This is a genomic window from Nocardiopsis sp. CA-288880 (assembly GCF_050955985.1).
GTDB classification, from domain to species: domain Bacteria; phylum Actinomycetota; class Actinomycetes; order Streptosporangiales; family Streptosporangiaceae; genus Nocardiopsis; species Nocardiopsis tropica.
Genome location: NZ_CP192105.1, coordinates 6,696,829 through 6,710,889, shown reverse-complemented (window position 1 = coordinate 6,710,889; position 14,061 = coordinate 6,696,829). Strand labels below are relative to the sequence as shown.

Annotated in this window: 15 protein-coding genes; 2 read left to right on the top strand and 13 right to left on the bottom strand. The window is 72.8% G+C overall.

Annotation, left to right across the window (positions count from 1 at the left end):
- Window positions 1-109: 109 nt before the first annotated feature.
- The 5 genes from ACQPYD_RS28825 to ACQPYD_RS28805 form a co-directional block, all read right to left on the bottom strand.
- Complete coding sequence (locus ACQPYD_RS28825; protein ID WP_433698554.1) at window positions 110-1,675, bottom strand: NCS1 family nucleobase:cation symporter-1; 1,566 nt, start codon at window positions 1,673-1,675, stop codon at window positions 110-112.
- Between the two features lie 299 nt (window positions 1,676-1,974).
- Window positions 1,975-2,982 (bottom strand): TIGR03842 family LLM class F420-dependent oxidoreductase, encoded by a 1,008-nt coding sequence (locus ACQPYD_RS28820; RefSeq protein ID WP_433698553.1) that lies wholly within the window; start codon window positions 2,980-2,982, stop codon window positions 1,975-1,977.
- Between the two features lie 19 nt (window positions 2,983-3,001).
- Window positions 3,002-4,408 (bottom strand): dihydropyrimidinase, encoded by a 1,407-nt coding sequence (gene hydA, locus ACQPYD_RS28815; protein WP_433698552.1) that lies wholly within the window; start codon window positions 4,406-4,408, stop codon window positions 3,002-3,004.
- Between the two features lie 14 nt (window positions 4,409-4,422).
- Complete coding sequence (locus ACQPYD_RS28810) at window positions 4,423-5,265, bottom strand: nitrilase-related carbon-nitrogen hydrolase (RefSeq protein ID WP_433698551.1); 843 nt, start codon at window positions 5,263-5,265, stop codon at window positions 4,423-4,425.
- Between the two features lie 362 nt (window positions 5,266-5,627).
- Window positions 5,628-6,500: a hypothetical protein gene (locus ACQPYD_RS28805; RefSeq protein ID WP_433698549.1), complete on the bottom strand. Its 873-nt coding sequence runs from the start codon at window positions 6,498-6,500 to the stop codon at window positions 5,628-5,630.
- A 185-nt stretch (window positions 6,501-6,685) separates the two neighbouring features.
- Here ACQPYD_RS28805 and ACQPYD_RS28800 point away from each other — a divergent pair, with 185 nt between their 5' ends.
- Window positions 6,686-7,144: a flavodoxin family protein gene (locus ACQPYD_RS28800; RefSeq protein ID WP_433698548.1), complete on the top strand. Its 459-nt coding sequence runs from the start codon at window positions 6,686-6,688 to the stop codon at window positions 7,142-7,144.
- Window positions 7,145-7,539: 395 nt separating this feature from the next.
- Here ACQPYD_RS28800 and ACQPYD_RS28795 read toward each other — a convergent pair whose 3' ends face one another.
- The 8 genes from ACQPYD_RS28795 to ACQPYD_RS28760 form a co-directional block, all read right to left on the bottom strand.
- Window positions 7,540-9,105 carry a polyamine aminopropyltransferase gene (locus ACQPYD_RS28795; RefSeq protein WP_433698547.1) on the bottom strand — a complete coding sequence of 522 codons (1,566 nt, stop codon included), beginning with the start codon at window positions 9,103-9,105 and terminating at the stop codon, window positions 7,540-7,542.
- Window positions 9,106-9,175: 70 nt separating this feature from the next.
- On the bottom strand, window positions 9,176-9,604 hold the full coding sequence (locus tag ACQPYD_RS28790; RefSeq protein WP_267946648.1) for a DUF350 domain-containing protein: 429 nt from the start codon (window positions 9,602-9,604) through the stop codon (window positions 9,176-9,178).
- A 66-nt stretch (window positions 9,605-9,670) separates the two neighbouring features.
- On the bottom strand, window positions 9,671-10,018 hold the full coding sequence (locus ACQPYD_RS28785; protein WP_433698546.1) for a hypothetical protein: 348 nt from the start codon (window positions 10,016-10,018) through the stop codon (window positions 9,671-9,673).
- Entirely contained in the window at window positions 10,015-10,548 is a 534-nt protein-coding gene (locus ACQPYD_RS28780; RefSeq protein WP_433698545.1) for a DUF2617 family protein, read from the bottom strand. Before ACQPYD_RS28780 ends, ACQPYD_RS28785 begins: the two co-directional genes overlap by 4 nt.
- A 7-nt stretch (window positions 10,549-10,555) precedes the next feature.
- On the bottom strand, window positions 10,556-11,161 hold the full coding sequence (locus ACQPYD_RS28775) for a DUF4178 domain-containing protein (RefSeq protein WP_433698544.1): 606 nt from the start codon (window positions 11,159-11,161) through the stop codon (window positions 10,556-10,558).
- A gap of 220 nt (window positions 11,162-11,381) precedes the next feature.
- Window positions 11,382-12,233: a sulfurtransferase gene (locus ACQPYD_RS28770; protein ID WP_433698542.1), complete on the bottom strand. Its 852-nt coding sequence runs from the start codon at window positions 12,231-12,233 to the stop codon at window positions 11,382-11,384.
- A 74-nt stretch (window positions 12,234-12,307) separates the two neighbouring features.
- Window positions 12,308-12,733, bottom strand: coding sequence for a hypothetical protein (locus ACQPYD_RS28765; RefSeq protein ID WP_267946643.1), 426 nt, complete (start codon window positions 12,731-12,733; stop codon window positions 12,308-12,310).
- Window positions 12,726-13,088, bottom strand: coding sequence for a hypothetical protein (locus ACQPYD_RS28760; protein ID WP_330158565.1), 363 nt, complete (start codon window positions 13,086-13,088; stop codon window positions 12,726-12,728). The genes ACQPYD_RS28765 and ACQPYD_RS28760 overlap by 8 nt, the downstream gene beginning before the upstream one ends.
- Window positions 13,089-13,444: 356 nt before the next feature.
- Here ACQPYD_RS28760 and ACQPYD_RS28755 point away from each other — a divergent pair, with 356 nt between their 5' ends.
- Window positions 13,445-13,981, top strand: coding sequence for a DUF4352 domain-containing protein (locus ACQPYD_RS28755; RefSeq protein ID WP_433698540.1), 537 nt, complete (start codon window positions 13,445-13,447; stop codon window positions 13,979-13,981).
- Window positions 13,982-14,061: the final 80 nt, after the last annotated feature.

The window sequence follows — 14,061 nt, the reverse complement described above, 5'->3', positions numbered from 1 at the left end:
GCGGCCGTGCGGGCCGCGGCCCCGCGCCCCGCCCCGCCCCGGCCCGGGACGCGGCGGGGCCGCGCCGGACACCGGCGCGGCCCCGGGACCTGTCGGGCGGGCGGTCCGGTCAGTCGGCGGGGCCTTCCGCGGGCCGCCGACCGCCGGCGCGGCGGTCGGGCAGGAACACGCCCAGCGCCCAGTGGACCAGCAGCGCGCTGACGAGCCCGACCAGCCAGCCGTAGTCGGCCAGCGGGGCCAGGACCGGGATCAGGCCGTCGGCGGGGAAGGGGCCCGAGCCCTCGGGGGAGTGCGATCCGCCCACGGCGAGCACCGTGCCGATCCCGAACGCCGCGAGGGCGCGCCAGTTCCACCCGTGCGCGTACCAGTACTCCGAGCCGCGCTCGTACAGCGCTGCCAGGTTCATCCTGGTGCGGCGCAGCAGCCAGTAGTCGGCGAGCAGGATGCCCGCCACCGTGCCGAGGACGCCGCCCACGGTGCCGAGCCACGTGAAGATGTACACGTTCTCGTTCTCCAGCAGCCTCCACGGGAAGATGAGGACGCTGAGGAAGCACGTGATGACCGCTCCGGTGCGGAAGCTGATCAGCCTCGGCCTCAGGTTGGCCAGGTCGTAGGCGGGGCCGACCAGGTTCGCGGCGATGTTGGTGGACACCGTCGCGAGCAGCACGACGAAGACCGCGAAGAGCAGGCCGAGCCCGCTGCCCATCTGCGCGACGATGTCGATCGGGTTCCACAGCGGCTCGCCGTACACGGAGGCGGTGCCCGCCGTGACCATCACGGCCAGCAGGGAGAACAGCGTCATCGTGGTGGGCAGTCCGAGCGTCTGGCCCACGACCTGGGCCCGCTGGGACGCGGAGAACCGGGTGAAGTCGCTGATGTTCAGGGTCAGGGTCGCCCAGTAGCCGATGACGCCCATGAGGGACGGGAAGAACAGCGCCCAGAAGGACGGGCCCCAGTCCAGGGCCTCGCCGGAGTCCAGGGAGAGCATCGGGGCGACGCCGCCCGCCTCGACGGCCATCCACGCCAGCAGGGCCAGGCCTCCGACGACCATCAGCGGCGCGGCCCACACCTGGACGCGGCGCACGCCCTCCATGCCCCACAGGATGATCGCGAGCTGGGCCGCCCAGAACAGGCCGAAGGACAGCCACAGGGTCCACGGGTTACCGCCGACCTGCGCGGCGCCGGTCCACCCGTCGCCGAGCAGGCGGCCGACGAGGACGTACACGCCCTGGCCGCCGACCCAGGTCTGGATGCCGTACCAGCCGCACGCCACCGCGCCGCGCAGCAGCGCGGGCAGGTTGGCGCCGCGCAGGCCGAAGGAGGCGCGGGCGAACACCGGGAACGGGATGCCGTACTTGGCTCCGGCGTGGCCGGTCAGCACCATCGGCAGCAGCACGACGAGGTTGCCGAGGACGACGGCGAGCATCGCCTGCCGCCAGTCCATGCCGGCCGCGATCAGGCCGCTGGCCAGGGTCCACGCCGGGATGCTGACCGACATGCTCACCCACAGGGCGGTGAAGCTGCCGGTGCCCCAGTCGCGCCGGGAGATCGGCACCGGCTGGAGGTCGGCGTTGACGAAGGGGCTCTCGGGGAGGGCGGAGCCCTCCGCCAGGGACACGCGTCCGTCGGGATGGGTGACGACGGCGGATTCCGGGGACGGCGGGGCTTGGGTCACAGGACACCTGGTTTCGGTGGTGCTGGGTGGGGAGCGGGGTGGGGGAGCGGCGCCGGGCCCATGGGGGCGGCGCCCGGCAGCATGCACGGAAAGTCTGGATTGTGCATAGGCCACCGAATATCCTCGCACGTCACCCGGGGTGCGACGACGTCTCCCCGCGTGCCTCGGGAACCGGGCCCCGCAAGGCGCCGGAACGGCGTGCGGGCCGCCTTCGGGCGCCCGCAGGCGGCCCGCACGGGGCCGGGCCGCGGGGACGCCGTCCGCCTCCCCGCGGCCCGCCCGGCCAGGCGCCCCGGGTCTCAGGAGAGGGCGGGGACCACGTCGCGGCCGTAGGCCTCGACGACCCCGTCCACGTCGTCGTGCATCGCGTAGACCGCGAACTGGTCCACACCGGCGCTCCGCAGCCGTTCGAGCTTGGCGACGTGCTCCTCGACCGGGCCCACCAGGCAGAACCGGTCCACGATCGCGTCCGGGACGAACCGGGTGTCGGGGTTGTCCACCCGGCCGTGGTGGCTGTAGTCGTAGCCCTCGCGGGCCCGGATGTAGTCGGTCAGCTCCTGCGGCACGGCGCCGGACTCGCCGTACCGCGCGACCAGGTCGGCGACGTGGTTGCCGACCATCCCGCCGAACCACCGGCACTGCTCGCGCGCGTGCGCCAGCGCCTCCGGGGATCCGTCGGTCACGTAGGCGGGGGCCGCCACGCACACCTTCACCGACGCGGGGTCGCGCCCGGCGCCGGCCGCGGCCGCCCGCACCGCCGCGACCATCCACTCGGTCAGGTAGGGGTCGGCCAGCTGGAGGACGAACCCGTCGGCCCGGCGCCCCGCCAGGTCCAGCGCCTTCGGACCGTAGGCGCCCATCCACACGGGCAGGGAGCCGCCGCGGACCCACGGCAGGCGCATGGGCGTGCCGTCCACCTCCGCCTCCCGGCCCTCGGCCAGGTCCTTGATCGCCCCCATCGCGAGGGAGAGGCGTTCGAGCGTCGCGGGCCTGCGCCCCGCCACCCGCATCGCCGAGTCGCCCCGGCCGATCCCGCACACCGTCCGGTTCCCGAACATGTCGTTCAGGGTGGCGAACAGGGACGCGGTCACCTCCCACGCGCGTGTGCCCGGGTTGGTCACCATCGGTCCCACGACCAGGCGCTCGGTGCGCTCCAGGATGCGGCTGTAGATGACGAACGGCTCCTGCCAGAGCACGACCGAGTCGAAGGTCCACCCGTGGGTGAAGCCGTAGGCCTCGGCGCGCACCATCCGCTCGACCAGCAGGTCGGCGGGCGGGTCGGTCTGGAGGACGAGTCCGAAGTCCATGTCGTGTCCCCTCGGGCGGTCAGATCAGGTACTGGCAGGTGGAGCGGGGCACGTACCGGCCGTGGCCGGCCTCGCCCAGGTAGGCGCCGCCGTCCACGACGACGCGGCCGCGCGAGAGGACCGTGCGCGCCCTCCCGGTGACCCGTCTGCCCTCGTACGCCGAGTAGTCCACGTTCATGTGGTGGGTCGCGGCCGACAGGACATGCTCCGCGCGCGGGTCGTAGACGACGATGTCGGCGTCCGCGCCGGGCGAGATCGTGCCCTTGGACGGGTAGAGGCCGAACATGCGGGCCGGAGTGGCGCAGGCGATCTCGATCCACCTGCGCCGGTCGATGCGGCCCTCCACCACCGCCTGGTGCAGCAGGTCCATCCTGTGCTCCACACCGGGCATGCCGTTGGGGATCTTGGAGAAGTCGCCGACGCCCAGGTCCTTCTGCCCGCTGAAACAGAACGGGCAGTGGTCGGTGGAGACGACGGACAGGTCGTTCGTGCGCAGGGCCCGCCACAGGTGCTCCTGGTGCTCCCGCGGGCGCAGCGGCGTGGAGCACACGTACTTGGCGCCCTCGAAGCCCGGCTCGGCCAGGTTGTCGGCGGACAGGAACAGGTACTGCGGACAGGTCTCCCCGAACACGTTGAGGCCCATGTCGCGGGCCCGGACCAGTTCCTCCACGGCCTCCCGGGCGGACACGTGCACCACGTACAGGGGCGATCCGGCGACACGGGCGAGCTGGACGGCGCGGTGGGTGGCCTCCGACTCCAGCAGGGCCTTGCGTACCTCCCCGTGGTGGCGGGGGCCGGTCCTGCCCTCGGCGAGGGCCTGCTCGACCAGCACGTCGATGGCGATGCCGTTCTCGGCGTGCACCATGGTCAGCGCGCCGTTGGACGCGCCGCGCTGCATGGCGCGGAGGATCTGGCCGTCGTCGCTGTAGAACACGCCGGGATAGGCCATGAACAGCTTGAACGAGGTCACGCCCTCGTCCACCAGGGCGTCCATCTCCCCCAGGGAGGACTCGTCGATGTCGGACAGGATCGCGTGGAAGGCGTAGTCGATCGCGCACCTGCCCTCGGCCTTGGCCATCCACTCGTCCACCCCGGCGCGCACGGACCGGCCCCGGCCCTGGACGGCGAAGTCGACGATCGTGGTGGTTCCGCCCCAGGCGGCGGCGCGGGTGCCCGTCTCGAAGGTGTCGGACGAGTAGGTGCCGCCGAAGGGCATCTCCATGTGGGTGTGGCCGTCGACCCCGCCCGGGACCACGTAGTGGCCGGCGGCGTCGACGGTGCGGGCTCCGCTCGCGGCCCAGGAGCGTGCGGTGTCGCTGCCGCGCAGGGCGAGGGCGGCGACCCGCTCCCCCTCGACGAGGACGTCGGCCTCCACCTCCTCGGAGGCGGTGACGACCAGGCCGCCGCTGATGACGGTGCGTTCCACGGCTCTCCTCCCCCTCAGCCCTCGACCAGCGGACCGTAGGCGTCCGGGCGGCGGTCCCGGTAGAACGCCCACTGCTGCCGGACCCGGTCGACCAGGTCGAGGTCGAGGTCGCGGACGACCAGCTCCGGCGAGGTGTCCGAGGCGACATCGCCGACGAACTGCCCGCGCGGGTCGACGAAGTAGCTGGTTCCGTAGAAGTCGTTGTCGCCGTACTCCTCCACGCCCACGCGGTTGATGGCGGCGACGAAGTACGCGTTGGCCACCGCGGCGGCCGGCTGTTCGAGCTTCCACAGGTGGCCGGAGAGGCCGCGGCTGGTCGCGGACGGGTTGTACACCAGCTGCGCCCCGGCCAGGCCGAGCGCCCGCCACCCCTCCGGGAAGTGGCGGTCGTAGCAGATGTAGACCCCCACACGGCCGACGGCGGTGTCGAACACGGGCCAGCCGAGGTTGCCGGGACGGAAGTAGTACTTCTCCCAGAAGCCCTCGACCTGCGGGATGTGGTGCTTGCGGTACTTGCCGAGGTAGGAGCCGTCCGCGTCGACGACGGCGGCGGTGTTGTAGTAGAAGCCGGGCTTCTCGACCTCGAAGACCGGCAGCACCATCACGGTGCCCAGCTCCCGCGCCAGGGCCGCGAACCGGGTGACGGTGGGGCCGTCGGGGACGGGCTCCGCCCAGCGGTGGTGCTCCGCCTCCTGCACCTGGCAGAAGTAGGGCGCGTTGAACACCTCCTGGAAACCGATGATCCGGGCGCCCTGCGCCGCCGCGTCGCGCGCGTACTGCTCGTGGGCCGCGAGCACGGACTCGGTGTCGCCCGTCCATTCCGTCTGGACGAGCGCGGCGCGGACGTTGTGCGGCATGGTTCCCTCGCTCCTCGGCTGGTGGGCCCGCGTACCCCCTGCTCGCGCCGGTGGTCGTGCGGCGGGCGCGGCGGGCGGTGCGCGTGAGAGTCGCACCTTAGAGAAGAGGGGAACGGGGGGTCAACGTTCGACATCCCCGTTCATGTGATAAGTCGGTGTTTCCTGTTTTCCCATCGTGCACAACAGGGGCGTAATGGCATTTCCGGGTGAAAACAATTCGGAGGAAAAGACAGGTTTCGCACCGTGTTCCCGAGAAATTTCGGGGAACCGCACATGCCTCCGGCGGACACGGCGAGGGGCCGCCGGAAGGGATTCCGACGGCCCCGTTCGCGCTCAGCCCCGTGCCCGGGGACGGGTGCGGGTCAGGGACTGATCTCGACCTCGATCTCGTCCCCGCCGTACGTCTCCGAGCTCAGCCCGATGTGGGTGATGTCGGCGGCCGAGGGCACGTCGAAGACGATGCTCAGGCTCACCGGGGTGCCGTCGCTGGGCAGGTCGCTCCACATGGAGTCGCCGAGCGTGCCGGTGGCGTCGTAGTCCTCCTCGAACTGCTCGCCGGAGGACGTGTACAGGTGCTGCTCGTCGCGCCAGAACGTGTCGGTGCCGGCGTAGGCCACGTCGAGGTGCACGATGACGTACTCGCCGTCGGCGGTGTAACCGCCGACCTCGTCGGTGACCTCGGTGCCGGTGATCGTGTAGAGGATGCCGTTGTGCTCGACGGCCTCGCCGGTACCGCCGCCGCCGTCACCGCCGCCGGACTCGCCCGAGCCCTCGCCGGGACTCTCGGTCGTGACCGTCGTGGAGCCGCCGCCCGACTCGCCCCTGTCGTTGAAGACGAAGGCGATGAGCACCACGAGGATGACGCCGATGACGAACAGGCCGCCGCAGCCCAGGCCGACCCACAGCCACGGGGAGCTCTTCTTCGGCCCCTGCGGGCCGGGGCCGTAGGGGGGCTGGGGGCCGCCGGGGCCGTAGGGCCCGCCCGGTCCGCCGGGGTGGCCGTACGGGCCTCCGCCGGGAGGGCCGTAGGGGTCGCCGCCGGGGGGACCGTACGGGTCACCCCCCGGAGGGCCGTAGGGCCCGGAGGGGTCGCCGCCGGGAGGGCCGTAGGGCCCGGAGGGGTCACCGCCGGGGGGACCGTAGGGGTCACCGCCGGGAGGGCCGTAGGGCCCGGAGGGATAGCCGTCGGACGGGCCGCCGGGGCCGTAGGGCCCACCCGGCGGGGGAGGGCCCATGGGCGGTTGGCCACCGGTCGGAGGTCCCTGGTACGGGCCGTTCGGAGGAGGAGGCTGACTCATGGAGGTCCTGGCTTTCTGCTGCGGGCGGGTCGGGAGGCGGCCGGGCCGTCTTGCCCGTGCTGAGTGTGACGCCGGCCGGAGGCCGACAGTTCCAGACGCGTTCGACTGCCTACTGTGGGGGCATGGCACGACTTCTCATCGTTCACCACACGGTCTCACCCGCCACCCGGGAGATGTTGGGGGCCGTGCTCGACGGTGCCCGCGACGACGATATCGAAGGGGTGGAGGTGCGGTCGAAGTCGGCACTGTCCGCGACCGTCAGCGACCTGCTCGGGGCCGACGCGCTGGTCCTGGGGACCCCGGCCAACATCGGCTACATGTCCGGCGCGCTCAAGCACTTCTTCGACACGGTGTTCTACCCGGCCCAGGGGGAGACCGGGGGGCTGCCCTACTCCCTCTACGTGCACGGGGACAACGACACCGCCGGAGCCGTCCGCGCGGTGGAGTCCATCGCGAAGGGCATCGGATGGGAGCGCCACCGGCCCCCGGTCACCGTCCACGGCAGCCCCGACGCCGCCGCCCGCGAGGCATGCCGGGAGCTGGGCGCCGTCACCGCGCTCGCCGCCCAGGAGAGGGGCTGACCCGGGGGCGTCCGCGTCCCTCCGCACGCGGGACCGGGCCCCCACGCCCGGGCCGCCCCGCACCCGGCCGGACACGCGACGGCCGGTGGCCCGACCGGAACGCCGGGCGCCCGTCCCGGCTCCTGTCGGGAAAGGGGCGGTAAGTCTGGGTAAGGGGTTGGCCTGCGCGGGGACCGGGGCGGCGTGGCGACCCCGTGGAGGACCGCCCCCGGGACAGGATGGACCCGGTCGCGGGCCGACGTGCGAACGTCCGGTCCGGCGTCCGCCCCCGCACAGACCCACCGCGTGGCCGCCCACTGGCCCACAGTTCCAGGCCGCGCGGTGTCCACTCCACGGGAGGGCGCACCGGGGCCGCCCAGGCCCCGGGCCCCGCCGGCCCCGGGGCCGGCGCGGCGTCAGTAACCGCGCCAGGCGCCCTGGTGGTAGGCCATCACCCGGGGGTGCATCAGGGTCGACTCCTCGGCGTCGCTCTGGCGCCGGTCCCTCGGGAAGACCTGCGCCGCGTCCAGCAGCGGCTCGTCCAGGAACCGCAGCGGGGGAGCGTCGTCCGGCACGTCCAGCTCGGGCGCCGGCCCCACGGCCGCCAGGTAGAACCCCCAGTTCCCGAAGCTCGGCACGTCCACGTTGTACGGGGTGGTCGAGAACCCCGCCTCCTCCAGCGAGCGGTCCACGCTCCAGAAGGCGTCGGGCGCGAAGAACGGCGAACCCGCCTGCACCACCAGGCGGCCGTCGTCGGCGAGGGCGTGCCGCAGGAGCGAGTAGAACTCCACCGAGTACAGCTTGGACGTGGAGGTGTCGTCGCCGTCCGGCAGGTCGGCGACGACCACGTCGAAGCCCTCCCCGTTCTCCCGCAGCCACTGGAAGGCGTCGGTGTTGACCACCTCCACCCTCGGGTCCTCGAACGAGTCCCCGTTCAGCTCCGTGATCACCGGGTCCGTGGACGCGAGCTCGATCACCGCCGGGTCCAGGTCCACCAGCGTCACCGAGGACACGTCGTCGTAGGCCAGGACCTCCCGCAGGGCGAGGCCGTCCCCGCCCCCCAGGACCAGCACGTTCCCGTGCGGGCCGTCCATCGCGGGGTGGATCAGCGACTCGTGGTAGCGGTACTCGTCCAGGGTCGAGAACTGGAGGCTCCCGTTGAGGAACATGCGCACGTCCTCACCGTCCAGGGAGCGCGTGAGCACGATCTCCTGGTACTCGGAGCGCTCCGCGTGCACGATCGGGTCCCGGTACAGCGCCTGGCGGGCGTCCACCTCGAACCGGTCGGCGTACACGTAGGCCAGGCCGAGCACCGCGATGATGGCGGCCAGGCCGAGGCCCAGCCCCGCGTAGGCGCGCCGGGTCAGCTCCGAGCGGAACAGCCAGAGCACCACCGCGACGCCCACCACCGCGTTCAGCGCCCCCACCACCAGGGCGCCCCTAGGCAGGCCCAGCAGGGGCAGCAGCAGGAACGGGAAGGCCAGCCCGCCGATCAGCCCGCCCACGTAGTCGGCCGCGAACAGGTCCGCGACCGCCTCCGAGGCCTCCTGCCTGCGGATCCTCTGGATCAGCGTCATCAGCAGGGGGATCTCCATGCCGATGAGCAGGCCGATGACGAACGACAGCACCACCAGGGCGGGCTGGTAGGCGGAGAACCAGGCGAAGGCCCCGTACAGCAGGAGCACCGACAGGCCGCCGACCAGGGAGAGCAGGCCCTCGATCACCGCGAACGACACCGCGGGACTGGCCTGGAAGCGCTTGGACAGCAGCGACCCCACGCCCATGGCGAACACCATCACGGACAGCACCACGGAGGCCTGGGTGATGGTGTTTCCCAGCAGGTAGCTGCCGATGGCCACGAGCGCCAGCTCGTACACCAGGCCGCAGGCCGCGCAGATGAACACCGCCAGCAGTACCAGGAACCTGGCGGCCCTGGCGGGGACCGGGAGTCCTGGCCGGGCGCGGGTCGTGTTCTCAGTCAACGCGGATGCCTTCGTGTGGTGGTGCGGGTGGGGCGGTGGCCGGGGTCAGGGGCCCTGCGCTCCCGGGGCGTCAGGTGAGGGCGGCGGCCACGACGAGCGCGATCGACACGTGCGCGGTGGCGCTCACCCAGGTGGCCGGGTGCGGCTCGTCGTTGCTGATGATCTGGGCGATCTTGGCCGGGATGATGAGGTCGATCAGCAGGAACGACAGGGCCATGACGCCCAGGCCGATCACACCGTAGACCGCGGCCGAGAGCAGGCCGGCGCCCAGGCCCATCTCCGAGTCGCTGGACAGGATCGCCGACGTGACGATGATCGCCGAGCCCAGCGTGTTCGCGGACACGAGCAGCACGGCGTTGCGGTTGCGGTTCTCCCAGATCAGCTGGTGCAGCTTGCCGGGGGTGAGCAGGTCGGTGATCAGGTAGCCCGCCACGAGGATGGCGATACCCACACCGCCGTAGGCGAGGGCTGCGAGGGAGTTGAAGAGGATCTCGTTCATGGTCCTGTCCGTGTAGGGGGTGACGTCGTCGGGTTGTCGGTCGCGGGGCTCCCGGGGGCGGGGGGACTACTTGCCGAAGCTGCTGCCGCCGCCGCGGTAGCTGCTGCCGCTGCCGTTGTCGTTCCGGTAGTTGTTGCTGCCGCTGTTGTAGCTGCTGCTGTTGTCGTTCCGGTAGCTGCCGCCGGTTCCGCCGAAGAAGAAGAAACCGCCGCCACCGCCGGAGCCAGACGAGGACCCCTCGCAGTCGTCGTCGTCGTAGCCCTCCACGGCGACGACGTCGTCGTCCGGGCAGTAGTTGTTGCTGTTGGTGTTGCAGGCGCTCAGCAGGATCAGGATCAGGAGGATGACGCCGACGACGACGACCACCGTGATGATCTTGTTCCTGTTCTCGTGGGTTTCCTCATGTGCGTTCATGGTGCGGATCTCTCCGGACTGGGGGGAGTGGTCATCGTCGAGGTGGTCGTCACCAGTTCGCCTGTCTGCGGATAGGCGTGCCAGGTGCGCCAGCCGAGGGGAGAACCGCCGAGAGGGGTCAGGTGCAGGGCGGTGATCGCCAGGGGGTCGCCGGGGAAGGCGACGAGGAGGCCGCCGGGGGAGTCGGCCACCTCGCGGTGGAGCCGTTCCACGCGGTCGGCCAGTTCGCCGCGCGCGAGGGACTCCACGAGGGAGTCGAAACGGTAGCCGCCCCGGTCCGGGCGTTCCGCGCGCCCGGGGAGCCCGCCCGGCAGGCCGGGCAGGCAGGCGACCGTCTCCACCAGGGCTCCTCCGCCGGAATCCGGCGCGACGACGACCTGGTGCGAGGCCCCCAGCACGCGCAGTTCGACCCGGGCGCCCGCCACCCGGAGGGAGCGGGAGGCCAGCGGCTCGGTCGGCGGGTGCCCCAGGGTCCAGACCAGGTCGTCCGCGCCGGTGTCGACGAAGGGGGCGCTGATGCTCGCGCGCACGTGCGGATCAGCTCCCGGGGTAGATGGTGAACGTGCCGGGGGCGACCTTGGTGCCGGTGCTGGCCTCCCAGCCGCCGTGGTCGAACCGCTCGAACGACAGGAGCCTGCCGTCCGACGACTCGTAGTCGGCGTAGTCGAGGCCGCCCTGCGCCTTGAGGCCGGTGGTGCCCTCGGAGCGGTAGGAGCCGCTGCCCTTCTCCTGGAGGCGGTAGGTGACGCCCTCCAGCTCGATGGTCTTGCTGTGCGGGGTCAGATCCAGGTCCGGGCGCCCGGACCACAGGGCGAGCTCCACGTCCGGATCCTCCTCGACCGAGAGCCAGCGCTTGCCGCCCTCGACCTCCAGGAAGTGCTCGGACCAGACGTAGCCGCCCTCGGACAGGCGCAGCGTGCCGCGGATCCACGTCCGCTCGGCGCCCCAGTCGATCATGTCGCCGGCCTTGATGGAGCGGGGGTCCCCGGCGGCGCTGTCGCCCTGGTCGGCGAAGGGGTCCCGGGGCGCGGCGGGCGGCGGGGGAGCCGCCTGCCGCTGCCGGGAGCGCTGGAGGTAGATCAGGACGCCGGCCACGGCGGCGACGATGAGGAGGATGAACAGCAGAACGAGTTCGACGGACAAGATTCCTCGTTTCGCGGTGGAGCGGGGTGCGGGGGTGGGTTGTCGGTTGTGCCCCGGCCGCGTCGTTCCCCGGGCCGGGCAATCCTACCGACTGGTCGGACGCCGCACAGGGGGAGCCGGTTCCCTCCGAGACCGGATCGCGACAGGTCACGACGGTGCGTGGTCGGTCCGGGACGGCGCCGACCGCCCGCGGGGCGGGCCGCCGGGAGCTGACGGCCCGTCAGGCGCGGGGGTCGCCGGTCTCCGCGGGAAGCGAGTCGTCCCCGCCCCACCGGCTCCAGGAGCCCGGGTACAGGCGGGCGCCGGCGTACCCCGCGTGTTCGAGGGCCAGCAGGTCGTGGCAGGCGGTGACCCCGGAACCGCAGTACGCGGTGATGGTCCTGGCGGAGTCGGCGCCCAGGGAGGCGAAGCGCTCGCGCAGGACCTCCGGTGCGGCGAGGAGGCCGTCGCCGTCCAGGTTCGCCGTCCACTCGGCGCTGCGGGCGCCCGGTACGTGCCCGGGACGGGCGTCCACCGGCGCGGGCCGCTCGCCGGTGAAGCGCTCGTAGGCGCGGGCGTCGACGAGAAGGTCGCCGGGCTCACCGGTCCCGGCCAGGACGGTGTCGGTGTCCACCACCAGTTCGGCGGGCCAGGGCCGCGCCGTCCGGCGCACGGCCGGAGGCACGGTCTCCCCCTCCTCCAGGCCGCCGGTCCACGTCCGCATGCCTCCGTCGAGGAACGCGGCAGGGGTTCCCAGGGCGCGGAGCATCCACACCAGGCGGGCGGCCACGGAGCCCCCGGCGTCGTCGTAGGCGACCACCCGGGCGGAGTCCCCGACGCCGAGGCGGCCCAGAGCCCCGGCGAAGTCCTCGGGCGAGGGCAGCGGGTGGCGGCCGACCCCGGGGCCCGCCGGGGCGGCGAGGTCGGTGTCCACGTCGGCGAAGACGGCGCCGGGCAGGTGCCCGGCGCGGTAGGCGTCACGGCCGGAACGGCCGTCGAGGTACCAGCGGGAGTCGACGAGGACCACCTGGTCGCGGTGCTCGCGGAGCCAGTCGGCCGAGACGGCCACCGGGAGGGACGAGGGTTCTGACATGGGCGACAGCCTAACCGGCCGCCGTCCGCCGCACACGGATCCGGGTCCCCGTCCCGGGGGCGCGACCGGCCTGGTCAGTCCCGGTCCATGCGGTGCACCCGCAGGATCCACCACAGGCCCAGGGCCGGCAGCACGAGCGGGATGAACAGGTAGCCGCTGCCGAAGCCGGACCACACGGTGTCCTCGGGGAAGACGGACGGCCAGAACACGCTCGCCGTCCCCACCACGAGGACGCCCGCCATCTCGACGGCGCACGAGACCAGGGCGACCCGGCGCGAGGTCCGCCCCGCACGGGCCAGGCCCACCGCCGCCACCAGGTAGACGATCCCGGCGAACAGCGACAGCGCGTAGGCCGCCGGCGCCTCGTCGAACCGCGTGGCCAGCTGGTAGCTCCCACGGGCGGTCGCGGCCAGCGCGAACACCCCGTACACGGCGACGAGGAGCCGGCCGGGGCCGGTGCGCAGGGTCTTGGCCGCGGTGGGCGCGGACGTCTCAGGCAACGGGGCTCCAGAGCTGTTCCAGGCGGACGAACAGGACGGGCAGGATCAGGCACGCGAAGGCGATCACCGCGGGCCCCCACTTGCTCCGCTCCATGAAGCCCCACACGGCGCACGCGGGCGGCAGCAGCGCCACCGTCGCCAGGTAGGACACGTACATCGCCGTCTCGGCGGGGCGGTCGCCGCCGACCATGGCGGCCACGGAGACGCCCACCTGTCCGAGCACGAGCAGCCACAGGACGCCCATGCCGACCAGGTGGGGGACCACCATCGGCCGGTCGCGGAAGGTCGAGACGAGGCACCAGCCGGCCATCGCCAGCGACACCATCTGAATCGTCATGGTCAGCCAGTCGACCACGCCGCCTCCGCTCGCACTCCGCCGCGTCCGCCCATGTCAGCGGTCCGCACACCACACTTGTCTACGACACAGCGTAGTACTCCGGGCGGCCCCCGTGCCAACCGGGGAGCCCGAACGGGCGGGGGCGCCGACGTGCCGGGCGCCGATCGCTGACCACATCCGGCCGTCTCCCGCGCAACAGGCGCCCCATGGTCACTCCGGGGACTACGGTTCTCCCAACAGCCGCGCACCCCCGCTCAGGGCTCGGTACCCCGCGGCTCCCGCTCGCCGCTCCGCCCCCACAGACTCGGAGCTCCCCCATGTCCTACGGACCCTATGGACAGTCCGTCCCCCCGCCCCAGCCCCCGAAGCAGGGGATGTCCACCGGAGCGAAGATCGGCCTCGGCTGCGGCGGCTGCGCCGGCGTCCTGCTGATCCTCCTCCTCATGGTCGGCTGCGTCGCCGCCGTCACCTCGGACACCGAGGCCGACGCCCCGCCGCCCGCCGCGAGCGCCACCCCCGAGGAGGCAGACGAGGCCTCGGAGGCGGAACCCGCCGAGGAGGAGCCCGTCGAGGAGACCGGCGTGACGATGACGGCCACCCACGCCGGCACCGTCGGCGACACCATCGACAGCACGACCTACACCGCGATCGACGTCGAGGTCGTCAACGACTCGGACGAGCCCGTCGACGTGAACCCGATCAACTTCACGGCCGTCCTCTCCGACGGCACCGTCGTGAGCGACTGGGCCGACACGATCTTCGCCGACATCGACCCCATCGACGCCGTCACCCTCCAGCCCGGCCAGCGGGCCTCCGGGCAGATCGCCCTCGTCGGCGAGGTCGACGTGGCCACCGTCGAGATGGGGGACATCCTCGGCCTGGGCGACCCGGTCGTCGCCGAGGTCGGGTAGGACACGTACGGGCCCCGCCGCGCACGCGACCGGGGCCCGTACGCCTCCGCCCGGGACGACCGCCCCCACCCGGACGGGCG

Bases quoted from the DNA above. Each gene is read 5' to 3' on its own strand.
- ACQPYD_RS28785 (WP_433698546.1), bottom strand. From the start codon at position 10,018: ATGAACGCACATGAGGAAACCCACGAGAACAGGAACAAGATCATCACG.
- ACQPYD_RS28790 (WP_267946648.1), bottom strand. From the start codon at position 9,604: ATGAACGAGATCCTCTTCAACTCCCTCGCAGCCCTCGCCTACGGCGGT.
- ACQPYD_RS28810 (WP_433698551.1), bottom strand. From the start codon at position 5,265: ATGCCGCACAACGTCCGCGCCGCGCTCGTCCAGACGGAATGGACGGGC.
- ACQPYD_RS28770 (WP_433698542.1), bottom strand. From the start codon at position 12,233: ATGTCAGAACCCTCGTCCCTCCCGGTGGCCGTCTCGGCCGACTGGCTC.
- ACQPYD_RS28755 (WP_433698540.1), top strand. From the start codon at position 13,445: ATGTCCACCGGAGCGAAGATCGGCCTCGGCTGCGGCGGCTGCGCCGGC.
- ACQPYD_RS28805 (WP_433698549.1), bottom strand. From the start codon at position 6,500: ATGGGCCCTCCCCCGCCGGGTGGGCCCTACGGCCCCGGCGGCCCGTCC.
- ACQPYD_RS28820 (WP_433698553.1), bottom strand. From the start codon at position 2,982: ATGGACTTCGGACTCGTCCTCCAGACCGACCCGCCCGCCGACCTGCTG.
- ACQPYD_RS28800 (WP_433698548.1), top strand. From the start codon at position 6,686: ATGGCACGACTTCTCATCGTTCACCACACGGTCTCACCCGCCACCCGG.